The sequence below is a fragment of the Cyanobium sp. ULC065 genome (genome assembly GCF_977927515.1).
Genome location: NZ_OZ376393.1, coordinates 847,384 through 869,633 on the forward strand (window position 1 = coordinate 847,384; position 22,250 = coordinate 869,633).

A 22,250-nucleotide genomic window follows, 5' to 3' on the forward strand; every position below is an offset into this window, starting at 1 on the left:
GGAGGCTACCGGCCCTCTTTGGCGCCGGCCTCGATGCGCGCCTCCACCGAGGCGATCGCCGCCTCGACGGCGGCGCGGGTGCCAGGGATGCGGCGCAGATCGCCGCCGAGGACGCCGGCCACATGGATCAGCCCGTCCAGCACCGGTTCGTCGTGGTGCAGGCGCGCCGCCTCGGCCACCGCCGCCGCCTGCCAGGGGCGCCAATCGGCCAGCAGCACCACGGAGCGGTAGGCGCTCGGCCATGGGTTGGCCGGTTCCACCGCCTCCAGCTGTTTGAACCAGCCTTCCGCCGCGGCCGGCCGGTTGAGCAGCACGTCCAGCAGCGCCAGTGCCCAGAGCGCCTCGCGGTCGTTGGGGTTGGCGCTGAGGCGGGCCTCCGCCCAGCGGCGCACACGTGCTTGGTAAAGGAAATGCCCGTCCAGCTGGTGTTCCGGTCCGATCGCGTCGAACACGGCACCCAGGCCGGCCGGGCCCTGCTCCAGGCCGCGGGCGAGTGTGATGAAGCGGCGATCGAACGGCACGGCCGCGGGCGCAGCGGCGCGACGTTGCCAGAGTTCGAGCTGGCGGCCCTTGGTCCACGGCCAGCTGCCCACGCGCTCGAAGCGGCCATCGCTGCGCACGCTGCGGCTCAGCTGCCTGGATTCCTTGCGCTTCGTGCCCTGGTCGCCGCTGGCCAGCAGTAGCCATTGGGCCTGCTGCAGCACCAGGGCATGCTCCCGTTTCTGCTTCCCGCTTTCCCGCCCGAGGATCTGCCCGCCCCCCAGGCGTCCGAAGGTGCTCACGTTGTGCTGGTTGACCTCAGCGGTGCTGGGGATCACAAGCACGGTGGTGGGAGCTGTGCCCACGCGTTGACGCACCGCCTCGATCGCCTCAGGCACCGGGGACTCCGCGCGCCGCTCCAGCTCGCCGACACGCTCTGAGGCGGTGGTGGCACCCGTTCCCAGCAGGCCCACCCCCAGCAGCACGGCCCCCAGCCAGGGTCCGAAGCGGGCACGGGCCGCCTGCAGCAGCACCCACCAACCCCGTGCCAGCAGCAGCACCAGCAGCGGCAGCACCGGCGCGATGTAACGCGGATCCTTGTTCGGGCTGAGGCTGGTGACCAACCAGCCGGCGAGGGCGCAACCCAGCAGCCACCCCCAGCCGGAGCCCGTGCCACCGGATTCCGTAGGCGGCCCTGAGTCCTGATCGGGCGGCTCAGCAGCAGCACCAGTAGCAGCATCAGCACGGCGTCTGCGCTGACAAAGGGACAGTGCCCCTCCGGCTGCACCGACAGCGAGCATCGGCGCACCGAGCTGGGCCGGGAAGAGCCTGGGATACCAGAAGAGGCTGGCCAGGCTCAGGGGCGATGGATCCCCTTCGGCGGCGCCCGATTCGATCACCGCCCGGTTGGTCCCGCCGAGGGTGGTGATCCAGTTGTGCTTCAGCCAGGGCAGGGCCACGGTCAGCACCAGGGCCAGGGCGGCCAGGGTCTGCAGGCGGCGCTGCGGCTGGCCCAGCCCGGCGCCCGCCGCCCACAGGCATGGCAGCAGCAGCACCAGCAGGGCGCTCTGCTTCACCAGCACCGCAGTGGCTACCGCCGCTGCCGCCACCAGCGCCTGGCTCCAGCGTCCGCCCCTCGGGGCGGGGGCGTACCAGCACCCCAGCCGCCAGAGGGCAAGCATGGCGGTGGCGGTGAGTGGAAGGTCGAGGGTGAAATCCACCCGCAGCGCTGCCAGGGCCGGCGCCAGGCACATGAGCGCGGTGGCCAGCAGGCCGAAGCGCGGCCCGCCCAGCTGCCGGCCCCAGCACGCCACCACCACCAGCAACAGCAGCTGCCAGATAGCAAGCGCCCAGCTGGCCTGATCGGGGCTGTCGCCGCTGAAGGCCATCACGCTGCCATTGACCAGGCTGGCCAGCGGGGGAATCTTCGGGGAGAGATCGAGCAGGGCGCTCCACCCTTGCCAGCCGCCGCCGGCCAGCAGTCCCAGGGCCCGGCCATGGTCCACGGCGCTGTTGAGGTATTCGGCCTGATCCCAGGCAGGAAGCCGCTGGTCGAGCTGCAGCCAGAGCCGGTCGGCGAAGGTGGCCGCCAGCCAGATCAGGCCCAGACCCAGCCACCACGGCCAGGGGCGAGACGAACGGGAAGCCAGGGTCTTCGGGCCGGGCCCCTCACTCTGGACCGGCCGCTGCTCGCCCGATGGCGGCCTGGCAAGCCATGGCGCTCACTGTCCATTGTCATTTCTGTCACATCCGGCCTGGTGGCTGCTTGAACTGCCGTGAAGATGTGGTCGGCGCATTGCGCCCCTTTTGTGTGAGGACACAATGAAACTGTTCCAGCAACTGCTGCTGGCACCTGCCGCTCTGGGGCTTCTCTCCCCGATGGCCGTGTCTGCTGCAGAGCTCAACCTCGACGGCGTCAACCAGTACGCCTCTGAGGAGCAAGTCACCAGCATCAACCAGTTCTCCGACGTTCAGCCCACTGAGTGGGCCTACCAGGCGCTCTCGAACCTGATCGAGCGCTACGGCTGCGTCGCTGGCTATCCCGACGGCACCTTCCGCGGCAAGAAAGCCCTCAGCCGCTGGGAAGCCGCTGCTCTGCTCAACGCCTGCCTCGACCGCATCACCGAGGTGACCGACGAGCTGCGCCGCCTGCTCAAGGAATTCGAAGCTGAACTGGCCGTGCTCAAGGGCCGGGTTGATGGCCTCGAAGCCAAAGTGGGCGAGCTGGAAGCCAGCCAGTTCTCCACCACCACCAAGCTGAACGGTAAGGCCACCTTCGTCGTCGGCGCCAACTCCTACAGCGGCTCCAACAACGGTCTTGTTGACTCAGCCCGCGCTCTGCAAGGCGCCACGGCCTTCAACTACGACATCCAGCTCAACTTCGATACCAGCTTCACCGGCAAGGATCTGCTGCGCACCCGCCTGCGCGCCGGCAACTTTGCTGATGGCCCTTGGTTTGGCGGCCCGGTTGTCGGTCTGAACGCCCTTGAGGCTGGTTTTGAAGAGAACTGCGGCTCCGGCGCTGACTGCGGCGACGTGGTCGCGATCAACCGCCTCTTCTACCAATTCCCCATCGGCACCGGCTTCACCGCCACCGTTGGTGGCCGTGTCCGTCAGGACGACATGCTGGCCGTCTGGCCCAGCGTGTACCCCGCTGACACCGTTCTCGACATCTTCACCTACGCCGGTGCTCCCGGTGCCTACAGCCTGAACCTGGGTGCAGGTGCCGGTCTGTGGTGGAAGAGCGGTGGCTGGACCATCAGCGCCAACTACGTCTCTGCCAACGGTGACTCGGGCAACCCGAGCGAAGGTGGCATCGGCACCTCTGGCGCGGCCCAAACGGGTACTGCCCAGATTGCTTACACCCAGCCCAACTGGGGCCTGGCTGTGGCCTACGTCTACACCACGCCTGAGGGTGGTCAGGCTGGCCTCTACAGCGGCAATGGCACCCCTCTGGCCGTCACCGGCTTCGGGCTCTCCACCTCGGTGAGCTCGGTGGGCATCAGCGGTTACTGGCAGCCCTCCAACTCCGGCTGGATCCCCTCGATCAGCGCCGGTTGGGGCATCAACGGCCACAGCGCTGACTCTGCTTCCGCTGGTTCTCTCGAGAGTGTGATCGACGGTGCTCAGACTCAGTCTTGGTACGTCGGTCTTCAGTGGAGCGATGTGTTCATCAAGGGCAACTCCCTCGGCATGGCCGTTGGTCAGCCCACCTTCCTCACGAAGTCGGGCGACGACGACACCCTTTCACCCAATGACGGCAACTATGCCTGGGAGTGGTGGTACAAGTTCCAGGTCACCGATAACATCAGCGTGACTCCTGCGATCTACTACCTGAGCGCTCCTCTCGGCCAAGATCAGAAGTTCAACAACGAATCGTTCAGCAACTTCGGCGGTATCGTCAAGACCACCTTCAAGTTCTGATTCTGCCTTCCTTCACTTGAATCCTCTCCTCTGAGCCCCTCACACATTGCTCAGGCGACTACGTCGATTCAAGTGAACCTTGACGAAGCATTCAGTTCTTTCGCCCCGCCATCTGGTGGGGCTTTTTGTTGGCTGGATTCCAGACTGGGCCCCACTTCAGGGGAGGCATGGAATGTCGCCTGGGATACATGCTCGGGTAGCTCAAGCCGGGCTATCCGCGTTGTTATTTCATACAATTTGCAGGCTTCACTACAGAAGCATCCCCTCAATTGGTGTGAGGACTCTCATGAATCGCATTCAGCACTTGTTGCTGGCTCCTGCCGCTCTTGGCCTGCTCGCCCCCGTGGCGGCTTCGGCCTCAGAACTGAACATGGATGGCGTCAATCGCTATGCCAATGTCAAGGAACAAGTCACCAGCATCAATCAGTTTTCTGATGTTCAGCCCACCGAGTGGGCCTATCAGGCGCTCTCGAACCTGATCGAGCGCTACGGCTGCGTCGCTGGCTATCCCGACGGCACCTTCCGCGGCAAGCAGGCCCTCAGCCGCTGGGAAGCCGCCGCTCTGCTCAACGCCTGCCTCGATCGCATCACCGAGGTGACCGACGAGCTGCGCCGCCTGCTCAAGGAATTCGAAGCCGAACTGGCCGTGCTCAAGGGCCGGGTGGATGGCCTCGAAGCCAAGGTGGGTGAGCTGGAAGCTACCCAGTTCTCCACCACCACCAAGCTCCAGGGTCAAGCCACCTTCGTGCTGGGTGCTGTCAACGCCGGTGGCAACAGCACGAGTGGGCGCTTCAGGACATCCTCAATCACCAGTGGCAATGACAGCGAGAACTACAACGCTCGCTTCGGTGCCACCACCTTCAACTATGACGTTCGCCTGAACTTCATCACCAGCTTCACGGGGAAAGATCAGCTCTATACCCGCCTGCGCTCCGGCAACTTCAACAACGCCTTTAATGGCAACGGTGTCAACCTCACCGCTCTGGACATCGCCAGCAACGGCTTTGGCCAGACGAGCTGCACCGGCAACCGGAACTGCTCTGATGTGGTTGGCATCGACCGTCTCTGGTATCGCTTCCCTGTTGGTCGCGACGTAGCGATCACCGTTGGTCCCAAGGCCCGGAACACCGAAATGCTGGCGGTCACTCCGTCGGTGTACGGCAAGGGCGACAAGATCCTTGATCTCTTCACCCTCCACGGCGCTCCCGGCGTCTACAACAAGGCCACTGGTGCCGCTGCAGGTATCACCTGGCGGCAGAACGTTCCCAAGGGCAAAGGCCGCTTCAGCGCCGGCGCCAGCTATGTGGCGCAGCAGGGAGATTCGGGCACTTCGTTCGATGGCAACCCCTTCAGCTGCTCCAGCGATGAAGGTGGCATCGGCACCGATTGCGCCCGCGGCAACTTCCTCGCCCAGCTGAACTACACCACCCCACAGTGGAACATCTCAGCGGCCTACCGCTACGGCCAAGCGGCCACCAACTTCCGTCGCGGCACCAACTTCGCCGCTTCCAACAGCTGGTTCCTGGCCAACGGTGATTCCAACAGCGTGGCAGTCAACGCCTATTGGCAGCCCAAGAAGAGCGGTTTCATCCCCTCCATCAGCATTGGTTGGGGTCTCAACAGCCTCTCCGGCAACGAGACCCAAGCCAGCGGCGTTGAGTTCGCTTCCCCCTTCGTGAGCGAGTCGCAAAGCTGGTTCGTCGGCCTGGAATGGTCTGATGTGTTCGCCAAGGGCAACGCCGCCGGTATGGCCGTGGGCCAGCCGGTGTTCGCCACCCAGCTGAAGTCCGGCACCACCAAGGGCCTTGAAACCACCCCGAACGACGGCAACTACGTCTGGGAATGGTGGTACAAGTTCCAGGTGACCGACAACATCTCCGTCACCCCGGCGATCTTCTACCTCAGCCGCCCGCTCGGCCAGCAAACCGGCGCCGACCAGACCTTCAACGTGTTCGGCGGCCTCGTGCAGACCACCTTCCGTTTCTGAAGACCGGCACTCGGTTCAACCTGCCCTCACACACCACCTCACGGCCTCCCGGAAACGGGGGGCCTTTTTTCGCGTTTCCGCCCTCGGCGTGGAGATGATGGCTCCGCTACCGGGCTGTTGGATGGCCGCTTCCCCCACCTCCGCTAACCCTTATGCCGTGCTCGGCGTTGGCGTTCAGGCCAGCGCGGCGGAGATCAAGGCGGCTTATCGCCAGTTGGTGAAGCAGCACCATCCCGATGCGGGAGGCGATGCGGCCACGATCGTGGCGCTCAATGCCGCCTGGGAGGTGCTGGGAGACCATGAGCGTCGCCGGCTTTACGACAGCACTCACAGCCCGGCCCTCGGGGATGGAGGGCCGCCGCCAGCGCGAGGTGCGCGTGTGCAGACCCCAGCCGCAGGCAGCAGGGGCGCGGCCCGTGACGGGGAGTTGCTGGTGTGGCTGCAACGGGTGTATGCGCCGATCGATCGTCTGCTGGGGCAGGTGATCCTGGCCTTCCCGGCTGAGCTGCGCGCCCTCGCGGCCGATCCCTACGACGACGTGCTGATGGAGGCGTTCTGCGCCTTCCTGGAGCAAAGCAAGGCCAAGCTCGACAGAGTACAGACGCTCTACAGGTCCATGGCCTGCCCGTCGGCGGCCAAGGGTTTTGGCCTCAGCCTCTACCACTGCCTGAGCCAGGTGGAAGATGCCTTGGCGGAACTGGAGCGCTACACGCTCGGCTACGTGGACAGCTACCTCCACGACGGTCGCGAGATGCTACGGGAGGCCAAGCAACGTCGCTCCCTCATGAAGGAGGAGCGGCGCCGGCTGGATCTCTGAACCGGCTGGATCTCTGAAACGGTTCAGCAGGCTTCGAGCTGATCGAGCCGCAGCCACACGTCGGGAACAGGCAGGCGCCAGCGCAGTTGGGCGTAATCGCCTTTCACGGCGAGCACTTCGCCGGGACCCTCGAACAGGTAGGCCGGTGGCTGGGGATCGCTGGCCGCCGCTTCCAGGCTGCTGGCATAGCGCGCCGCGCTCACCTTGACCAGGCTGCCTTTCTTGATCGGTGCGGGCTTCGTCGGTGCGGGTGCAGTGTCAGCCATCACGACAGTGATCGATGCGCGCAGGTTAGTGCCCCTCTTCGGTCGCCTTTGCCACCGGTGCCAGCCCTACCGTTGATCAACGTGCGTCCTCCCTGCTGTGCGGCTGTTTCTGCTCGGATGTACCGGCTTCATCGGTCGTGAACTGGTGCCCCTGCTGCAGCGGGAAGGGCACAGCTGCACGCTGCTCAGCCGTCAGCCGGCCAGCTCTTGCGCCAGTGGCCTAGGGCCTCCGGATGTGGCCCGGCTGCAGGGGGATCCTGCTGAGCCGGCCACCTGGAGGCGCCCCGAAGTAATCGAGGCTCTGGCGGTTGCCGAAGGGGTGGTGAACCTGGCCGGTGAGCCGATCGCCGACCACCGCTGGACGCCACAACACCGCCAGCGTCTGCTCGACAGCAGGCTGGTGACCACCACAGAGCTGGTTGAGGCCATGGGCCATCTGGGCACCCCGCCCCGCGTGCTGGTGAACGGTTCAGCCGTGGGCTACTACGGCAGCAGCCCGAGCGGAAGTTTCACCGAAGCCTCACCACCGGCGGCTGATTTCCTCGGCCAGCTCTGCGCCCAGTGGGAGGCAGCGGCTGATCGAGCCGCAGTGGGCATCCGCGTGGTGAAGCTGCGCATCGGCATCGTGCTCGGCGCTGACGGCGGCGCCCTCGGCAAGATGCTGCCGGTGTTCCGCACCGGCTTCGGGGGGCCCGTGGGTTCGGGCCGCCAATGGATGAGCTGGATCGAGCGCACCGACCTCTGCCGGTTGATCGCCGCCGCCCTGGTGGACCCGGCCTATGTGGGGGCTTACAACGCCGTGGCGCCCACGCCGGTGACCATGCAGTCCTTCGCCACCAGCCTCGGGGACGTGCTGGGTCGCCCGAGCCTGCTGCCGGTGCCGGCCCCGGTTCTGCAGCTCATGCTCGGCGATGGCGCCAAGGTGGTGCTGGAGGGCCAGCATGTGGTGCCCGAACGCCTGCAGCAGCAGGGATTCAGCTTCCACTATCCGGATGTTGCCGCTGCGCTCGCCGCTGCCACCAGCCCAGGATCCCGCTGAGCACGGCCGCCGCCATCAGCAGCCCGATCGCCGGGGTGAACAGGGGCTCCCACAGCTGCTGAAACAGCTTCAGGGGGGCGTCGACGCTGCGGCTGTGCAGGGCGATCGCCAGGCCGAACCACACCGCTCCGGCGATCACCAGAAACACATTGGCCACCAGGAGGCTGTCGAGCCAGCCCTTCAGGCGAACGCTCAGGGATTGCGGCTCAGACATCGCTTAACACCGCATGGATCTCTCGGGCCATCCTGGCAGCGCCCCCGGGACCCCCGATACGTTCGTGGCCATTGCGGCGACAGCGTTCTGAAAAGGCAGGATCCGCAAGGGCGGAGAGCAGGCCGGTGGCCAGTTCCGCCGTGCCGGCCAGGCTGTCTTCCGAACCGGGCTCGCCATCGCTGCAGGCCAGTGACGAGCCCAGCAGCCGGCGTTGCGCCTCGGCGAAGCTGACCGTGAATTGCGGTCCGTGGCCCACCAGCTGCAGCACCGGTTTGCCCAGACCCACGGCCTGTTCGGCTGCCGTGCCTGTCATCGAGAGCAGCAGATCGCTCTGCTGAACCACCGCCGCGAAGCCCCCCCACACCAGGTGCAGCACGAGCGGGCCCCGTTCCAGCCGATCGCCCTGCAGGGTCCACCCCAGCGGGGCGGCGCAGCGGCCCACCAGCTCCCGGTGAAGATCCTTCACCAGCGCCGCCACCAGCTCCAGCCGCTGCTGTTGCTGCCAGGACGGCGGCAGCCGCACCAGCACCTTCAACATGAGCTCCAGATTGCGCAGCGCTTCCGGCAGCCGGCTTCCAGGTAGAAGCCCCAGCAGCCTGGCCCCGGGGCTGCAGTGCGGCTCCAACGGCTGCAGCGGGGGCGCCGGCTCCCGCGCCCGGTCCAGGAATGGATTGCCAAGAAAGTGCACCGGGCGGCCCAGCTGGGCCGTGAGGTCAGTGGCGGTGAGGCTGTCGCGGCTGTACACCCGCTGGAAGCGGCCGCTGCGCATGCACCAGCCGCAGGGCCAAGGCAGGCGCAGACGCCCTTCGTAATGGCTGGAGTAGGCCACCAGATAGGTGACCACCGGCCGGCAGCTCAGCCAGGCTGCCACCACCGGCAGCACATCGCCGATCACCACGACCAGATCGAAGTGCCGCGCCTGGCAGAGGAAAAGGGCAAGGCGCCTGAGCACGTAGCTCACCTGCCCCTGCAGCAATTCCGTGAGGCGGCCCGCCAGGCTTGTGTAGCCCAGCCCGCCGGTGCTGTAGGTGCGGGTGCGGCCCAGCACCTGTATCCCCGCCTGCCGGTAAGCGTTCCCGTGGCCCACCAGGGGCAGCGCCGCCACTTCGGCCCCATGCGCCACCAGTTCCTGGCCGATCAGGCTGCCGCTGAGATCTTCCCCATGCCCATTGCTGATCAGCAGGACGCGTTTCGGGAGCATGGCTGGGGCCGGCACCGTCCCGATCACCCCTTCAGCCAGGCGCTGACTTTCTCCAGAGAAGTCCAGCCGGGACGACGCCGCAGGCCATCGGTGATCGATTCCTGCAGCTCCTCACCCAGCTCCGGCGCCACCGCCGTGACCCTGAGCACCATGTCGATGTGCTCGCGCACGCCTTTGGCGCCGGTTTCGAGCATGGCGACTGAGAGGTTCACGCGTGACTGTGGATCCTGCGGGTTGAGCTTCACGGCCGTACGCGCCGACCGCAGCGCCGCCACGGGCTGATCGTCGAGCAGCTGCAGCCAGGCCAGGCAGGTCCACCCTGCGGCCAGCCGTGGGGCGGCGGCCGTGATCGCCTGGAACTCGGGGATCAGATCGGCGGGCTCGGCACCTTCCTGATAGCGGCGGATGGCCTGCTCGAAGGCGGATTCGGTGGAAGCGTCCGTGGCCATCGTGGACACTGCGGCGAGGTAGAGCCCCTCAGATTCCCACGGCATGGAGCAGTAGCTCAGCCCCGCAGGAGGCCTGCAGGTCGTGGTGCCGGAGGTCGGTTCCGTGTGCTGTGGTCAGGCCGTGCCATCAAGCCGCTGGCTCAGACCGCGAAGGAGCTGCCGCAGCCACAGGTCTGGCTGGCGTTGGGGTTCGTGAAGTTGAAGCCACCACCGATCAGAGCGGAGCTGAAATCCAGCTGCATGCCATAGATGTACAGAAGGCTCTTTGGATCACACACCACGCGGAAGCTGGGGGCTCCATTGGGTTCGTAGGTATACACCTCATCGTCGGCGCGGATGCCGGCGGCTTCGATGAAATCCATGGTGTAGCTCATGCCGCTGCAGCCACCGGAGCGCACGCCTACCCGCAGCAGCTTCTCCTCACCCTGTTGCCGCATCAACGTGGCCAGCTGCAGCATGGCCGGGGCGGTGATCAGGATCCCCTTGCCATCGCGGCCGGTGTGGGTGAGGGGAGCGGCTGGGGCCGCTGGGGTGGAGCTGCTCATGGGCGGAGCCTGGGGGAAAGGGAAACGTCGTGCGATCACTCTATGGAGGGTGGCCGGTTTTCGAAGCCCCGTCCCGCTGACGCCCGGGCCGCCGCAGCCCTGGCGGGAGCGGCCATCCGAACGCCGCCGCCCACTCCGGCTCCATAGAGTCGCCGGGTACGGGAGGTCAAGGGTGCGGGTCGCCATCGTGGGTTCGGGTCTGGCCGGTCTGGCGGCTGCAGTGGATCTCTGCGACGCCGGCCACCAGGTGGACCTCTACGAGGCGCGGGCTTTCGTGGGCGGCAAGGTGGGCAGCTGGGAAGACGCGGGCGGCAACCACATCGAGATGGGGCTGCACGTGTTCTTCTTCAACTACGCCAACCTCTTCGCCTTGATGCGCAAGGTGGGGGCCTTCGAGAACCTGCTGCCCAAGGAGCACACCCATCTGTTCGTCAACAAGGGCGGCGACCTCCGCGCGCTCGATTTCCGTTTCCCCGTAGGGGCTCCCTTCAACGGCCTCAAGGCCTTCTTCACCACACCGCAGCTCGACTGGATCGACAAGCTGCGCAATGCCCTGGCCCTTGGCACCAGCCCGATCGTGCGGGGCCTGGTGGATCCCGACGGCGCCATGGGTGTGATCCGGGCGCTGGATCGCATGAGCTTCCGCGACTGGTTCGTCGGCCATGGCGGCAGCCCGAAGAGCATCGAGCGGATGTGGGATCCGATCGCCTACGCGCTCGGTTTCATCGACTGCGCCTCGATCTCGGCCCGGTGCATGCTCACCATCTTTCTGATGTTCGCCACCCGCACCGAGGCCTCCAAGCTCAACCTGCTGAAGGGCTCGCCGCACCGTTGGCTGCATCAGCCGATCCTCGACTACATCGTTGCCCGCGGCGCCAGGCTCCACCTGCGTCACCGGGTGCTGGAGCTCTGCACCAGCGACGGAGCCAACGCTGAGGGGCAGAACAGCCCTGCCACGGCGGCGCCGCAGGTCACGGGTCTGCGGTTGGGCACGCCCGAGGGAGAGATCCACGTGGAAGCCGATGCCTACCTGGCCGCCTGCGATGTGCCGGGCATCCAGAAACTGCTGCCCAGCGCCTGGCGCCGCTACGAGCAGTTCGACAACATCTACAGGCTGGAGGCCGTGCCGGTGGCCACCGTGCAGCTGCGCTACGACGGCTGGGTGACCGAACTGGGGGACGGCGAAGCCCAGACTGCCGCCCGCTCCGATCTTCAGCACCCCAGCGGGCTGAACAACCTGCTGTACACCGCAGACGCCGATTTCAGCTGCTTCGCCGATCTTGCCCTGGCCAGCCCTGCCGACTACCGCCGCGAAGGCCAGGGCTCCCTGCTGCAGTGCGTGCTCACTCCGGGAGATCCCTGGATCGCCAAGAGCAACGAGACGATCGTGGCGGCCGTCGATGCCCAGGTGCGGGAGTTGTTTCCGTCCGCCAGCCAACTCACGCTGCTGTGGAGCAATGTGGTCAAACTGGCCCAATCGCTCTACCGGGAGGCTCCTGGCATGGAACCGTTCAGGCCTGAGCAACGCACGCCGGTGAGCAACTTCTTCCTGGCCGGCAGCTACACCAAGCAGGATTACATCGATTCGATGGAGGGGGCCACCATGAGCGGTCGCCTGGCGGCCGGGGTGATTCTTGGTCAGCCGGTGGCTATGGCGTCCATCGGCGCGGCGGCCTGACGATCATGGGCCGTTGGCTGGAGCACAGCGTCACCACGGAGATCAAGGCCCCGGTGCAGCGGGTCTGGGAGGTATGGAGTGATTTGGAGGCCATGCCCCGCTGGATGCGCTGGATCGAGTCGGTGGTCACCCTCGACGATCCGGACATCACCGATTGGACCCTGGCAGCCCAGGGCTTCCGCTTCCACTGGAAGGCCCGCATCTCCCAGCGTGTCGAGGCCCAGCAACTGCACTGGGAATCGGTGGGGGGGCTTCCCACAAAAGGCGCCGTTCGCTTTTATCCTCAGGGCGATTCGCTCACTGTCGTCAGACTGACGGTGAGCTACGAACTCCCTGGGGTGCTCGCACCACTGATGGAGCCTTCCATCCTTGGTGGCATCGTCACCAAGGAATTGCAGGCCAATCTCGATCGCTTCAGGGATCTTGTTGAGCGTGGAAACGATGGCCAGTCCTGATCAGCTTTCCGCTTCCGGTCCCTGCTTCGGGGCTTGCCGTTTGTCCAATAAGCCTGGGAAGACGTTCCTGGCTTCGGCAGCCCTGCTGCTGCTTTCCAGCTTGATGGGGTGCGGCGGCGCGCCCGAGGCGAGTGCACCGCCTCCGCCGCCTCCCGCCCCGGCACCAGCGGCCCAACCCGCCGCGGCCGCAGCCGCCCCTGGTGCTGCGCCTGCTCCCACGGCGGGAGCAGGCGTGCTCGCCGGCCTCACCCCCCTGCCCAGCAGGCAACAGGTGCTGGCGGCTGCTCCAGCCGATCGCGCTGATCCCTTCGCCCCGGTGATCCGGCCCCGGCCCACGGGAGCGGCCGCTGCTGCCGGCGGTGATCCCTCCCGGCCGGCCGCTCCGGCGCCCCTGCGCCTTCCCGATGATTTTCGCTTCAGCGGTGTGATTGCCATTTCGGGTGTGCCCCAGGCCCTGGTTCAGCGCTCTGAACAGAGCGGCACCGTGGTGGTCGGTGACCAAGGCGGTCGCTCCACGCGCCTGCTTCCCAACGGCTGGGTTGTCACCTCCATCGATGTCCAGAACGGCAGCCTGCGCATGCGGCAGGGCAAGCAGACGATCAGCGCAGCGCTCAGGCCCTCCTGAACGGTCCGCTGATCCCCGCCACGCAGGCGCGCACCAGCCCCTGAAGGTCATGGGGGTCAGCTTCCGCATCGACCCGGCCCAGCAGCTCCAGGCAGCGGGCACTGGTCTGGGGACCGATCGAGATCAGGGCGACCCCCACCAGAACCTCCCGCCACGCGTCGCCGAAGCTGTGCTGCAGCAGCGCGCAGGTGTGCTGGACGGTCTTGCCGCTGCTGAACGTGAGGGCATCCACCTGGCCGGCCCGCAGGGCGGCTGCCGTCGCCAGGGGCAGTTCCTGCGGACAGCGCGATTCGTAGGCCGGCACCTCGACCACGCGGGCGCCGGCGGCGGCGAAGGCGTCGCCCAGGATGGTCCGGCCGCCGCTCTGCACCCGGGGCAGCAGCAGCCGCAAGCCCCAGCCTGAAACGGGGAAATGCTCGATCAGGCTGTCGGCCACGAAGGCCGGCGGCACGAAATCGGCCGGGGTACCGAGCCGTTCCAGCCGGCTGGCTGTTGAGGCCCCCACGGCGGCGATCTTCACGCCCCGGGGCCGGTCCGCCAGGTTGCTGCCGATCCGCTCCAGCCGCGCCTCCACCGCCTCCACGCCGTTGGCACTGGAGAACACCAGCCAATGGAAGTCTTCGAGTTCGGCCAGGGCGTCGTCCAGGGGGCCCCAACTGTCCGGTGGGCCGATCACCAGCGCCGGCAGGTCGAACACCCGGGCGCCGGCTGCCTCGAACAACCGGCGCGCTTCTCCCAGCTGGCTGGCCGCGCGGGTGACGACCACGCAGCGCTGCTGCAGCGGCGGCGACGTCATGGGCGGTGGTGTCAGCGGCTCCGGCACGGCTCAGCCCTCCAGCTTCACGATGGCGCCGGCCTGCTGGCGCAGCCGGTCGGCTTCTTCAGCGCGGCCCTGCTGGCGCAACAGGCTGATGGCTGTGCGGAAACTGCCGCGCGCCGCCTCGATGTTGCCACCCAGCAGCTGGGCGGCTGCCAGGTTCTGGTGGGTTTCGGCGTGGTCAGGGGCGAGCTGGCGGGCCGCCTCGTAGGCCTCGAGGGCACCGGCGATGTCTCCCTGGCGCCGGCGGACCAGACCAAGGTTGTACCAACCCAGCGCCACCTCGGGACACAGTCGCACCGCCGCGTCACAGAGACGGTTGGCCTCCTCCAGCGCACCGCGTTGCACCAGAAGGGCAGCAAGGTTCAGCCGCGCCGCCAGGCTGAGGCGGGGGTTGAGGCCGAGGGCCAGGGCCTCCTGGTAGAGCTGCTCGGACCGCGCCGGTGTGGTGCTGGCGTGGCCGATGCCCAGATGCAGCAGCAGCTCGTAGCGCTCTACGCGGGCCGAGGCGGGGCAGTGGGCGAGGGCCGCCTCCAGCAGGGCGAGGCCCCGCTCCCGGTTCCCTTCACTGATCTCCAGGCCGCCCAGTTTGGCGCTGGCATAGGGATCGTTGGGCGTCGCGATCAGCTCCTGCTCCATCGCCTGGCGCAGGCGCTCCGCCTTGCGGCCGGCCAGCAGCAGATCGGGGCGGTAGCCGTCATGCACCAGGCAGGGCTGGGAGCAATCGGCGATGCGCCAGTGGGGTTCGGCCGTCAGCACCGCCGCCACGCTGTCGTCGACCATCGCGTGATACGCCTTGCTCCAGCGGATGCCTGGATGGCGGCGGAACAGGCGGCTCACGTTCGAATAGGGCGACTGCCGGGCGCCCCGCTCGTAGCGCAGCAGGTTGATCAGCAGCACGTCCGGCTGGGCCATCAGCGCCTTGAGGGCCGGCCGCGCTTCCGGCAGCAGCTGCTCATCGGCGTCCAGCACCAGCACCCAGTCGCCCTGCACCAGTTCAAGGGCCGCGTTGCGCGCCGGAGCGAAGTCGCCCGGCCAGGGCAGCGCATGCACGGTCGCCCCCTGCTGCCGGGCGATGGCCACCGTGTCGTCGCTGGAGCCGGTGTCCACCACCACTATCTCCTGCACGAAGCCCGCCACCGAGTCGAGGCAGGCCGCCAGCCGCTCGGCCTCGTCCCGCACGATCATCGACAGGCTGAGCATGGGAGCGGCTCGGGTCTGGGTGCGAGGCTAGTGCCCCTCCCTTACGGGTTCAGTCGGTGAAGCCCCCCTCCAGGGCGCTTCGCGGCAGGCCCAACTGCTCCAGCAGCTGGGCCTGGGCCAGGGGCATCTGGGCCAGGCTCAAGCCGGCCGGGAGGTCGGGCGGCAGCAGGGGCTGCAGAGTTTCCCAGAGGTAGGGGCTGCCGTAGACCGCCAGGCCGGCCAGGCGGGAGGCCGCCAGCAGTTGCCGCACCACGGCGGCCCAGTTTTCCTCGCCGCCTGCGCTGCCCCGGAAGGGATTGCCCCGCACGAACAGCTGGAGCAGCACCGGCCCCTGGGGCAGCCGCTCGATCGCCAGCGGCGCTTCCGGGTCGGCGCGCCAGGGACTCGGGGCGCGGCCATCGATCAGCACCGGCGCGTAGCCCTTGCCCAGCGGGCGCTGCAGCGCCGGCGCCAGTACGGGCAGGAAGGGATTGGCCAGGGCGCTGTCGACCCGGATCAGGTTGACACCGGGCCCCGGCGGCAGGCCGCTGGGCCCCTGGCTGCCGGTGCTGAGCTGCACCAGCTCTCGGCTGAGCTCCAGATCCTCTGCCGTTTCCAGATGAGCCACCGCGTGGGCGAGCTGGAGCAGGGGCCTGGCTGCCATCGGGTTGTCAGCGGCTGTGACCGGCGGGCGCAGGCGGGCCAGCGCGGCGTCACGCCGGTGCAGGCTCTGGGTGAGCCGCGTCAGGCCGATCCGGCCGCTGCTGAGGGCCGCCACCAGCGCATCGATCGCGGTGTGGGCATCGGCCGGCATGAGTAGCAGGTCGGCTCCGGCTTCAAAGGCCAGCACCGCCGCTTCCCCCGCTCCCCAGCGCGCCGCGATCGCCTCCATCACCAGGGCGTCGGTCACCACCAGACCACCGAAGCCGAGATCCACGCGCAGCAGGCCCTCGAGCACCGGGGCCGAGAGAGTGCCAGGGCGTTCGGGGTCCAGGTCGCTCAGCTGGAGGTGCGCGGTCATCACCGCGCCCACACCGGCGGCGATGGCGGCGCGGAAGGGCGGCAGCTCGATCGCCTCCAACCGCTGGCGGTCGTGGGGGAGCACCGGCAGAGCCAGGTGCGAATCCACAAGGGTGTCGCCGTGGCCGGGGAAGTGCTTGGCACAGCAGAGCACTCCTTCCGCCTGCGCCGCCCCCACAAAGGCGGCGGCCAGGGCTCCTGCCGTGGCGGGATCCTCCCCCCAGGCCCGCACGTTGATCACCGGATTGGCGGGATTGTTGTTGACATCGCAGACGGGGGCCAGCAGCCAGTTCAGGCCCAGGGCGCGCGCCTGGCGGGCTGTGCAGCGGCCATAGCGGCCAGCCAGCAGCAGCGCCTGCTCCGGGGCGCTGGCGAACAGGCGACCGAGTGCCAGCGGAGGAACCAGCCAGGTGGCGCCCTCGAACCGCTGCCCCACCCCCTCTTCCACATCGGCGCAGAGCAGGAGGGGATGGCGGGCCCAGCCGCTTAGCTGCTCTGTGCGCAGGCGCAGTTCCGCGGCGCTGCCGCCCAGCAGGATCACGCCGCCCACACCGGCGGCAAGCAGGTCCTTCAGCTCGCCGTTGGGAAGCTCCCAGCGGGGATAGCGGCGCTGGCCGTCGCTGAGATGGCCGCTGCCGCGCACCACCAGCAGGCGGGCGACCTGCTCCCGCAGGCCGGGGGAAGGGGCCTCAGTCACCCCGGTCGTCGGCGTCGCTGCCGCCGGACACCGCATCGCCGCTGATCGGTTCCTGATCGCTGCCTGGGGGCACCTCGCCCCGCCGCTCCCGTTCGCGTCCCAGTTCATTGAGCAGACCGAGCACCGTGGTGCCCCGCTCCAGGCCCCGGTCGAGATGGAACACCACCTCAGGCGTGCGGCGCATCTTCAGGCGACGGCCCAGCTCGCCTTTCACATAGGCGCTGGCGGAGCGCAGGCCCTCCATGGCTTGTTCGCGATCGGCGTCGCTGCCGTAGATGCTCACGAAGATCTTGCAGTGCTGAAGATCGCCGGCCACGTCCACATTGGTGACGCTCACCATGCCCAGCGACACCCGCTCGTCCTTGATGCCGTTCACGAGCAGCTCGCTGATCTCACGCCGGATCAGAGCTGCGACCCGCTCGACCCGTCGGGTCTGTGCCATTGCTAAGCCAGTGGTGCTGAGCCAACCATCGCACGCAGCACCAGCGAAAGGCTCACCAGCCCACTCACCAGCGCCCCCACCAGCGCCACGGCGGTGACCGGGTTGCTGCGCCGCCGGGCCAGCGGTTCAAGCACCGAGTTGAACACCCCGAGGCTGAAGGCGATCAGATAACGCGGGTAGCGCGTGACGTTGAGGAAGAACTCTTTCATGGGGCAGGCCTTGGAACGATGGTGAGGAGCAGGGGCGCGGGGTGCGGGGCAGTGAGGCGCGGGCCTGGGCCTGGCTCAGGGGGTGCTGAAGCCGAAGCCGACGCACCCATCTGCACGCGGGTCTCGTTTCGATGGCTACTCTGCCGCCACCGGGTCAGGGCCGCCGATGCTGGAACTTCACCAGTTCAGACATTCCGCCTTCTGCGAGAAGGTGCGGCTGATTCTGGCCGCCAAACGGCTGGACTACACCGTGGTCGAGGTCACGCCGGGCTTCGGCCAGCTGGCCCTGTTCCGCCTCTCTGGCCAGCGCCAGGTTCCGGTGCTGGTGGACGGCACTGAGGTGATTGCCGATTCCTCCGCGATCGCTCTGCATCTGGAGGCCCACTACCCCACGCCCTCACTGCTGCCGGTAGACCCCCGCGCCCGCGCCCAGGTGCTGCTGCTCGAAGACTGGGCCGATACGGCGCTGGCGGCCGGAGGCCGCATGGCCCTCCTGCAGGCGATGGGCACCGACAGCGTGGTGCGCGGCGCCCTGTTGCCCGACGCCACCCCGGCCCCCCTGCGCTCCCTGCTGGGTGCCCTGCCGGCGGATCTGTTCGCCGGCGTCGGCGAGGTGATGGGCCGCTCGGAGCGCCAGCAACTGCAGACCAACCTTGAGCAACTGGCGGCGCTGGTGAGCCGCCACCCTTACCTGATCGGCGATCAGCTCTCGCTGGCCGATCTGGCGGTGGCGGCCCAGTTGTCGTTGCTGCTGTTTCCCGCCAGCGCCGGTGCGCCGCTGGCGGGCCGCGGCGTCGCCGGTGTGGCGGACCATCCCCTGCTGGAGGGGCTGTTCCGCTGGCGTGACGCCATCTACGCCGAGGTGGGTCGGCAGCCTGAACCGGTCAACTCACCTGACCCTCAGACGCCGGCAGCGGCGTCGTAGGAATCCGCTGCAGATCCAGGCTGAAGCGGTGGGTGCTGAGCGGCACGGCCGCCAGCCCGTCCTCCGGCGAGGGGTAGGTGGCCTGCCACTGCAGCGCGCGTAAGCGGCCTGGCTGATCGAACCCTGCGCTGCTCGCGGTGCCGCTGGGCCCAGGACCTGACGGGAGCGCAGCCAGCTCGTAGCGGGTGAGGGTTTCCACCCGGCTGATCCGGGTGCCGCCGGGGCCATGCACCACCTGCAGGGCCAGCTCATCGGCGATGAAAGGGTCGCCAGCTGCCGCCTCGGTCCGCCGCCCCACCACCGTGGATTCCAGTGACAGATCGCCTTGCAGAGTGGCGAGCTGCCGGTTGGGGTTGGCCGGGTCGTTGGCCACGGTCAGCAACTGGGGTCCCAGCAGCGCCTTGCCCACCTGGGCGGCATTGAAGGCCCGATCCCCCACCAGCTCGCCGCGCCGGTTGCGCGCGAAGCGCACCCGATACGTCAGTGGAGCAATGCTGCCGGGCGCCACCTCCTCGCTGCGCACCTCCCAGGTGCCTTCAAAGACGTCGGGGTACACCAGGTCGCGGCGGCCGGGGCGCGGCAACGGCGCCGGCAGGCTCCACTCGGGCCAGTCGGCCAGCCGTTCCGCCAGCACTCCACCCCCGGCAGGGTTCAAACCCGTCCCCGCGTCCAGCCCCAAGGCAGCAACCGGGGGCCAGATCGCCAGCAGCACCGCCAGGATGGGGCCCATCAGTGCGGCTGCCATGTCCGATCCCCTGCTGCGCGAACTCGATCATTACGTGGTGCTGGAGCCGTCCGCTGCGGAAACCTGTCTCACGGCCGCTGAAACGCTGCGTTGGCTGGAGACCACCCTGGCCGCCATGGCCACACCACCGGCCGAGCTCGCCCACCTGCCCAGTGATGCGGCCCGCGCCCAGCGCCTGCTCGACACCGCCTGCGAGCTGGAGGTGGAGCCGGGCGTGGCTGTGCAATGGTTCGCGGTGCGGCTGGAGGCACCCAGCCGCCCGGACTGAGTCCCCCGGGTTCAGGAGGCCGGATCTGACGGACCCTCAGGTGCTTCCGGCGGCTGCGGCGGCTCCTTGAGCACAGCGGGAAGGGCCGCCAGCAGCTGGTCGGCCACGGTCTGCGGCGCGCGGCCGTCCTGCAGCACCTGCAGATCGGCCTCGGCATAGAGCGGCCGGCGCTGCTGCAGCAACTCCCGCAGCCGAGCGCTCGGATCCACGCTCTGCATCAGCGGGCGGGGGGTGGGATCGGCGGCGAGCCTCTCCAGCAGCAGTCCTTCAGGGGCATCGAGCCACACCACCACGCCTTGCCGCAGCTGTCCCCAGTTGGCCGGCCGTGTCACCACCCCACCGCCGGTGGCCACCACCAGCGAGTGCCAGCTGGCGATGCTGCCGAGCACCTGCGTTTCCAGCTGTCTGAACCCTTCTTCTCCATCGGTTTCGAACACCGCGGCGATCGAGCGTCCGGCCGCTGCCTCGATCACCTGGTCGGCGTCGATGAAGCGGTAGCCGAGCGCTTCGGCCAGGGGCCGGCCGACGGAACTCTTGCCCGCCCCCATCATCCCGATCAGGTAGATGTTCATGCCGCTGAGCCGTTTCCTCAGGGCCTGGTGCGGATGCGCAGGGGAGGCGGACATGGTGAGGAGTTGGAACGATGCAGGGAGGAGATCCCTAGGATGACTCCTGAGGCTTTCCGGTGATGACGGCACCTGCCACCAGATCCCAGCGCCATGGCCGCGGCCGCGGCTGCGTGATCACCCGCAGGGCCACCTTCAGTGCCAGCCATCTGTATTCGCTGCCTGAACTCACGCCCGAGCAGAACCAGGAGCGCTTCGGCCGCTGCAGCCTGGCTCCCGGCCATGGCCACAACTACGAATTGATCGTGGCGATGGCTGGCCCGCTCGATGGTGACGGCATGGTGCTCAACCTCTCCGAGGTGAAGCACGCCATCCGGCGTGAGGTCACCGATGCGCTCGATTTCCGGTTCCTCAACGCGTGCTGGCCGGAGTTCGATCTGCGCCGGCCCGAGGGCCGCCTGCCCACCACCGAAGCCCTCTGCCAGGTGATCTGGCAGCGGCTGGCTCCCCACCTCCCCGTGGTGGGTCTGCGCCTCTACGAGCAATCCAACCTCTGGGCCGATGTCCTCGGCGATTCCATGGAAGCCTTCCTCTCGATCCGCACCCACTTCGCCGCAGCCCACCGTCTGGCCCGGCCCGAGCTCTCGATGGCTGAAAACGAAGCCATCTACGGCAAGTGCGCCCGCCCGCACGGCCATGGCCACAACTACCTGCTCGACATCACCGTGCGCGGCGCGATCGATCCCCGCACCGGCATGGTCTGCGATCTGGCCGAGCTGCAGCGGTTGGTGAATGACCTGGTGGTCGAGCCCTTCGACCACACCTTCCTCAACAAGGATGTGCCCCATTTCGCCGACTGCGTGCCCACCGCCGAGAACATCGCGCTGCACATCGCCGATCTGCTGAGCGCTCCCGTTTCCGCCACCGGTGCCACGCTCCACAAGGTGCGGCTGCAGGAGAGCCCCAACAACGCTGCCGAGGTCTATGCCGAGGTGCCGCAGCTGGAGATGCGCCCGCTGGCGCTCGAAGCCCTCGCCTGCGCCTGAGCCACTCCGCCGCCACCCTCCCGCTGCCCCAGCTGCGGTTGGTGCTGGCAATCAGCCTTGATGGCCGCCTGGCTCCCGCCGGGGGCGGTGCTGCCCAGCTCGGCGGTTCCGGCGATCGCGCTGTGCTGGAAGAGTCCCTCGGCTGGGCTGATGGCTGCCTGATTGGAGCCCGCACCTTGCGTGTGCACGGCAGCACCTGTCTGATCCGCGAGCCCGGCTTGCTGGCCCGGCGCGCCGCCCAGGGCCGTTCACCGCAGCCGCTGGCCGTGGTGGTGAGCCGCAGCGGCCAGCTCGAGCCCTCGTTGCCGTTTTTCAGCCAGCCGCTGAGCCGTTGGCTGCTGCAGGCCGCCGGCCCAGCTCAGCCGCTGGCGCCGTTGCCTGCCGGCTTTGAGCGCCGTCTGCAGCTGCGCCACTGGCCCGCCTGTCTGGCGGAGCTGCGCGCCCTGGGGCTGGAGCGTCTGGTGTTGCTCGGGGGTGCCGAACTGGCGGGAGCCTTGCTGGCTGCCCAGTTGGTGGACGAGCTGCACCTCACCCTGTGCCCGCTCCTGCTGGGCGGGACCCACAGCTGGCTGCCGGCGGCGGCGCCCGGCGCGGCTTCGGCCTGGGAGCTGTTGGAGCACCGCGACCTCGGTGGCGGGGAACTGCTGTTGCGCTACCGGCGCACAGCTCCCCTGGCCTCCCATCAGGGGGAACCCTGAGAGCTGAAGCGGCGCCCGAGATCCTCCAGCGACACATCCTTCAGGCTTTCGGGCGGCAGGCCCAGCAGCCTGGCGGCGCAGCGCTTCGCCACCACCTCGCTGTCGTCGCCGAAGCGGCCTCCCACCATTTCGGTGATCACCCCCAGGGTACGACCGGTGGCTTCTGATTCCCGGATCAGGCAGGTGCTCACGGGCCCTGCCAGCTGGCGGCAGGGTTGGCGCAGGCTCTGCTCCAGCCTGGCCTCGCCCCCTGCGCCCAGGCGCACACACAAATCGGCCAGCCGGTTCTCCAGCTGGGGACGCATCAGCAGCAGCAGGGGCTGCAGCAGGCTCGCCTGCGCCGGCTGGCCGCTGCCGGCGGTGGCAACGAGCAGGCCCAGCCCCAACAGCCTGGCCAGGGGATGACCCTTGATGGTTCGGTGGCGCACCGTCATCCGGCTCCTGTGGTTAGTTTTG

At 68.2% G+C, this 22,250-nt stretch carries 25 protein-coding genes; 11 read left to right on the forward strand and 14 right to left on the reverse strand.

Going from position 1 to position 22,250, the window contains the following annotated elements; genetic code table 11:
• Positions 1-5 precede the first annotated feature (5 nt).
• Positions 6-1,985, reverse strand: coding sequence for an ArnT family glycosyltransferase (locus ACXMDP_RS03980; RefSeq protein WP_399233418.1), 1,980 nt, complete (start codon positions 1,983-1,985; stop codon positions 6-8).
• Between the two features lie 316 nt (positions 1,986-2,301).
• On the opposite strand from ACXMDP_RS03980, the gene ACXMDP_RS03985 reads away from it, so the two are divergent.
• From ACXMDP_RS03985 to ACXMDP_RS03995, 3 genes are all read left to right on the forward strand, one after another.
• A complete protein-coding gene (locus ACXMDP_RS03985; RefSeq protein WP_259730134.1) occupies positions 2,302-3,903 on the forward strand; it encodes an iron uptake porin in 1,602 nt (533 codons plus the stop codon).
• Positions 3,904-4,189: 286 nt separating this feature from the next.
• Positions 4,190-5,890, forward strand: coding sequence for an iron uptake porin (locus ACXMDP_RS03990; RefSeq protein WP_259730133.1), 1,701 nt, complete (start codon positions 4,190-4,192; stop codon positions 5,888-5,890).
• A 121-nt stretch (positions 5,891-6,011) separates the two neighbouring features.
• The gene (locus ACXMDP_RS03995) at positions 6,012-6,707 is read left to right on the forward strand and encodes a J domain-containing protein (RefSeq protein WP_259730132.1); all 696 of its coding nucleotides are present in this window, start codon (positions 6,012-6,014) and stop codon (positions 6,705-6,707) included.
• A 23-nt stretch (positions 6,708-6,730) separates the two neighbouring features.
• On the opposite strand, the gene ndhO is transcribed toward ACXMDP_RS03995, so the two are convergent.
• Positions 6,731-6,973, reverse strand: a complete 243-nt coding sequence (gene ndhO / locus ACXMDP_RS04000) for an NAD(P)H-quinone oxidoreductase subunit O (protein ID WP_094514834.1) — start codon at positions 6,971-6,973, stop codon at positions 6,731-6,733.
• 97 nt (positions 6,974-7,070) lie between these two features.
• On the opposite strand from ndhO, the gene ACXMDP_RS04005 reads away from it, so the two are divergent.
• Positions 7,071-8,012, forward strand: a complete 942-nt coding sequence (locus tag ACXMDP_RS04005; RefSeq protein WP_259730131.1) for a TIGR01777 family oxidoreductase — start codon at positions 7,071-7,073, stop codon at positions 8,010-8,012.
• On the opposite strand, the gene ACXMDP_RS04010 is transcribed toward ACXMDP_RS04005, so the two are convergent.
• From ACXMDP_RS04010 to ACXMDP_RS04025, 4 genes are all read right to left on the reverse strand, one after another.
• The gene (locus tag ACXMDP_RS04010; RefSeq protein ID WP_259730130.1) at positions 7,948-8,226 is read right to left on the reverse strand and encodes a hypothetical protein; all 279 of its coding nucleotides are present in this window, start codon (positions 8,224-8,226) and stop codon (positions 7,948-7,950) included. The genes ACXMDP_RS04005 and ACXMDP_RS04010 overlap by 65 nt on opposite strands.
• Positions 8,219-9,427 (reverse strand): lipid-A-disaccharide synthase-related protein, encoded by a 1,209-nt coding sequence (locus tag ACXMDP_RS04015; protein WP_259730129.1) that lies wholly within the window; start codon positions 9,425-9,427, stop codon positions 8,219-8,221. The genes ACXMDP_RS04010 and ACXMDP_RS04015 overlap by 8 nt, the downstream gene beginning before the upstream one ends.
• A 23-nt stretch (positions 9,428-9,450) precedes the next feature.
• Positions 9,451-9,876 (reverse strand): hypothetical protein, encoded by a 426-nt coding sequence (locus ACXMDP_RS04020; RefSeq protein WP_457767199.1) that lies wholly within the window; start codon positions 9,874-9,876, stop codon positions 9,451-9,453.
• Between the two features lie 140 nt (positions 9,877-10,016).
• The gene (locus ACXMDP_RS04025) at positions 10,017-10,421 is read right to left on the reverse strand and encodes a HesB/IscA family protein (RefSeq protein ID WP_094514822.1); all 405 of its coding nucleotides are present in this window, start codon (positions 10,419-10,421) and stop codon (positions 10,017-10,019) included.
• Positions 10,422-10,593: 172 nt separating this feature from the next.
• Between ACXMDP_RS04025 and zds the strand changes: the two genes are divergently transcribed.
• From zds to ACXMDP_RS04040, 3 genes are all read left to right on the forward strand, one after another.
• Positions 10,594-12,099: a 9,9'-di-cis-zeta-carotene desaturase gene (gene zds, locus ACXMDP_RS04030; RefSeq protein WP_094514819.1), complete on the forward strand. Its 1,506-nt coding sequence runs from the start codon at positions 10,594-10,596 to the stop codon at positions 12,097-12,099.
• A 5-nt stretch (positions 12,100-12,104) separates the two neighbouring features.
• Complete coding sequence (locus tag ACXMDP_RS04035) at positions 12,105-12,554, forward strand: SRPBCC family protein (protein ID WP_255101460.1); 450 nt, start codon at positions 12,105-12,107, stop codon at positions 12,552-12,554.
• Positions 12,555-12,657: 103 nt separating this feature from the next.
• Complete coding sequence (locus ACXMDP_RS04040) at positions 12,658-13,179, forward strand: hypothetical protein (RefSeq protein WP_259730127.1); 522 nt, start codon at positions 12,658-12,660, stop codon at positions 13,177-13,179.
• Here the strand turns inward: ACXMDP_RS04040 and ACXMDP_RS04045 are convergent.
• The 5 genes from ACXMDP_RS04045 to ACXMDP_RS04065 are packed head-to-tail and all read right to left on the reverse strand — an operon-like array spanning position 13,166 to position 17,546.
• A complete protein-coding gene (locus tag ACXMDP_RS04045; protein WP_259730126.1) occupies positions 13,166-13,975 on the reverse strand; it encodes a uroporphyrinogen-III synthase in 810 nt (269 codons plus the stop codon). The two genes, ACXMDP_RS04040 and ACXMDP_RS04045, sit on opposite strands and share 14 nt — an antisense overlap.
• Before the next feature lie 30 nt (positions 13,976-14,005).
• Entirely contained in the window at positions 14,006-15,199 is a 1,194-nt protein-coding gene (locus tag ACXMDP_RS04050) for a glycosyltransferase (RefSeq protein ID WP_259730125.1), read from the reverse strand.
• Positions 15,200-15,248: 49 nt separating this feature from the next.
• The gene (locus ACXMDP_RS04055) at positions 15,249-16,931 is read right to left on the reverse strand and encodes a glycoside hydrolase family 3 N-terminal domain-containing protein (RefSeq protein ID WP_399233409.1); all 1,683 of its coding nucleotides are present in this window, start codon (positions 16,929-16,931) and stop codon (positions 15,249-15,251) included.
• On the reverse strand, positions 16,888-17,337 hold the full coding sequence (gene rbfA / locus ACXMDP_RS04060) for a 30S ribosome-binding factor RbfA (RefSeq protein WP_259730123.1): 450 nt from the start codon (positions 17,335-17,337) through the stop codon (positions 16,888-16,890). Before rbfA ends, ACXMDP_RS04055 begins: the two co-directional genes overlap by 44 nt.
• Positions 17,338-17,339: 2 nt before the next feature.
• Complete coding sequence (locus ACXMDP_RS04065) at positions 17,340-17,546, reverse strand: DUF751 family protein (protein ID WP_094514805.1); 207 nt, start codon at positions 17,544-17,546, stop codon at positions 17,340-17,342.
• 166 nt (positions 17,547-17,712) lie between these two features.
• Between ACXMDP_RS04065 and ACXMDP_RS04070 the strand changes: the two genes are divergently transcribed.
• Positions 17,713-18,471 carry a glutathione S-transferase family protein gene (locus tag ACXMDP_RS04070; protein WP_259730122.1) on the forward strand — a complete coding sequence of 253 codons (759 nt, stop codon included), beginning with the start codon at positions 17,713-17,715 and terminating at the stop codon, positions 18,469-18,471.
• Here the strand turns inward: ACXMDP_RS04070 and ACXMDP_RS04075 are convergent.
• Positions 18,431-19,216 carry a DUF6816 family protein gene (locus tag ACXMDP_RS04075; RefSeq protein ID WP_259730121.1) on the reverse strand — a complete coding sequence of 262 codons (786 nt, stop codon included), beginning with the start codon at positions 19,214-19,216 and terminating at the stop codon, positions 18,431-18,433. The two genes, ACXMDP_RS04070 and ACXMDP_RS04075, sit on opposite strands and share 41 nt — an antisense overlap.
• Between ACXMDP_RS04075 and ACXMDP_RS04080 the strand changes: the two genes are divergently transcribed.
• Positions 19,215-19,484, forward strand: a complete 270-nt coding sequence (locus ACXMDP_RS04080) for a chlororespiratory reduction protein 7 (RefSeq protein WP_094514798.1) — start codon at positions 19,215-19,217, stop codon at positions 19,482-19,484. The genes ACXMDP_RS04075 and ACXMDP_RS04080 overlap by 2 nt on opposite strands.
• Positions 19,485-19,495: 11 nt before the next feature.
• On the opposite strand, the gene ACXMDP_RS04085 is transcribed toward ACXMDP_RS04080, so the two are convergent.
• A complete protein-coding gene (locus ACXMDP_RS04085) occupies positions 19,496-20,110 on the reverse strand; it encodes a shikimate kinase (RefSeq protein WP_259730120.1) in 615 nt (204 codons plus the stop codon).
• Positions 20,111-20,172: 62 nt separating this feature from the next.
• On the opposite strand from ACXMDP_RS04085, the gene ACXMDP_RS04090 reads away from it, so the two are divergent.
• Together ACXMDP_RS04090 and ACXMDP_RS04095 are read left to right on the forward strand one after the other, a co-directional pair.
• Positions 20,173-21,096, forward strand: a complete 924-nt coding sequence (locus tag ACXMDP_RS04090; RefSeq protein ID WP_255101450.1) for a 6-carboxytetrahydropterin synthase — start codon at positions 20,173-20,175, stop codon at positions 21,094-21,096.
• 38 nt (positions 21,097-21,134) lie between these two features.
• The gene (locus ACXMDP_RS04095; protein ID WP_259730119.1) at positions 21,135-21,794 is read left to right on the forward strand and encodes a dihydrofolate reductase family protein; all 660 of its coding nucleotides are present in this window, start codon (positions 21,135-21,137) and stop codon (positions 21,792-21,794) included.
• On the opposite strand, the gene ACXMDP_RS04100 is transcribed toward ACXMDP_RS04095, so the two are convergent.
• The gene (locus ACXMDP_RS04100) at positions 21,779-22,228 is read right to left on the reverse strand and encodes a hypothetical protein (protein ID WP_259730118.1); all 450 of its coding nucleotides are present in this window, start codon (positions 22,226-22,228) and stop codon (positions 21,779-21,781) included. The two genes, ACXMDP_RS04095 and ACXMDP_RS04100, sit on opposite strands and share 16 nt — an antisense overlap.
• Between the last annotated feature and the right edge of the window lie 22 nt (positions 22,229-22,250).

Bases quoted from the DNA above. Each gene is read 5' to 3' on its own strand.
- ACXMDP_RS03985 (WP_259730134.1), top strand. From the start codon at position 2,302: ATGAAACTGTTCCAGCAACTGCTGCTGGCACCTGCCGCTCTGGGGCTT.
- ACXMDP_RS03990 (WP_259730133.1), top strand. From the start codon at position 4,190: ATGAATCGCATTCAGCACTTGTTGCTGGCTCCTGCCGCTCTTGGCCTG.
- ACXMDP_RS03995 (WP_259730132.1), top strand. From the start codon at position 6,012: ATGGCCGCTTCCCCCACCTCCGCTAACCCTTATGCCGTGCTCGGCGTT.
- ndhO (WP_094514834.1), bottom strand. From the start codon at position 6,973: ATGGCTGACACTGCACCCGCACCGACGAAGCCCGCACCGATCAAGAAA.
- ACXMDP_RS04010 (WP_259730130.1), bottom strand. From the start codon at position 8,226: ATGTCTGAGCCGCAATCCCTGAGCGTTCGCCTGAAGGGCTGGCTCGAC.
- ACXMDP_RS04015 (WP_259730129.1), bottom strand. From the start codon at position 9,427: ATGCTCCCGAAACGCGTCCTGCTGATCAGCAATGGGCATGGGGAAGAT.
- ACXMDP_RS04020 (WP_457767199.1), bottom strand. From the start codon at position 9,876: ATGGCCACGGACGCTTCCACCGAATCCGCCTTCGAGCAGGCCATCCGC.
- ACXMDP_RS04025 (WP_094514822.1), bottom strand. From the start codon at position 10,421: ATGAGCAGCTCCACCCCAGCGGCCCCAGCCGCTCCCCTCACCCACACC.
- ACXMDP_RS04035 (WP_255101460.1), top strand. From the start codon at position 12,105: ATGGGCCGTTGGCTGGAGCACAGCGTCACCACGGAGATCAAGGCCCCG.
- ACXMDP_RS04040 (WP_259730127.1), top strand. From the start codon at position 12,658: ATGGGGTGCGGCGGCGCGCCCGAGGCGAGTGCACCGCCTCCGCCGCCT.
- ACXMDP_RS04045 (WP_259730126.1), bottom strand. From the start codon at position 13,975: ATGACGTCGCCGCCGCTGCAGCAGCGCTGCGTGGTCGTCACCCGCGCG.
- ACXMDP_RS04050 (WP_259730125.1), bottom strand. From the start codon at position 15,199: ATGCTCAGCCTGTCGATGATCGTGCGGGACGAGGCCGAGCGGCTGGCG.
- ACXMDP_RS04055 (WP_399233409.1), bottom strand. From the start codon at position 16,931: ATGCGGTGTCCGGCGGCAGCGACGCCGACGACCGGGGTGACTGAGGCC.
- rbfA (WP_259730123.1), bottom strand. From the start codon at position 17,337: ATGGCACAGACCCGACGGGTCGAGCGGGTCGCAGCTCTGATCCGGCGT.
- ACXMDP_RS04065 (WP_094514805.1), bottom strand. From the start codon at position 17,546: ATGAAAGAGTTCTTCCTCAACGTCACGCGCTACCCGCGTTATCTGATC.
- ACXMDP_RS04070 (WP_259730122.1), top strand. From the start codon at position 17,713: ATGCTGGAACTTCACCAGTTCAGACATTCCGCCTTCTGCGAGAAGGTG.
- ACXMDP_RS04080 (WP_094514798.1), top strand. From the start codon at position 19,215: ATGTCCGATCCCCTGCTGCGCGAACTCGATCATTACGTGGTGCTGGAG.
- ACXMDP_RS04075 (WP_259730121.1), bottom strand. From the start codon at position 19,216: ATGGCAGCCGCACTGATGGGCCCCATCCTGGCGGTGCTGCTGGCGATC.
- ACXMDP_RS04085 (WP_259730120.1), bottom strand. From the start codon at position 20,110: ATGTCCGCCTCCCCTGCGCATCCGCACCAGGCCCTGAGGAAACGGCTC.
- ACXMDP_RS04090 (WP_255101450.1), top strand. From the start codon at position 20,173: ATGACGGCACCTGCCACCAGATCCCAGCGCCATGGCCGCGGCCGCGGC.
- ACXMDP_RS04100 (WP_259730118.1), bottom strand. From the start codon at position 22,228: ATGACGGTGCGCCACCGAACCATCAAGGGTCATCCCCTGGCCAGGCTG.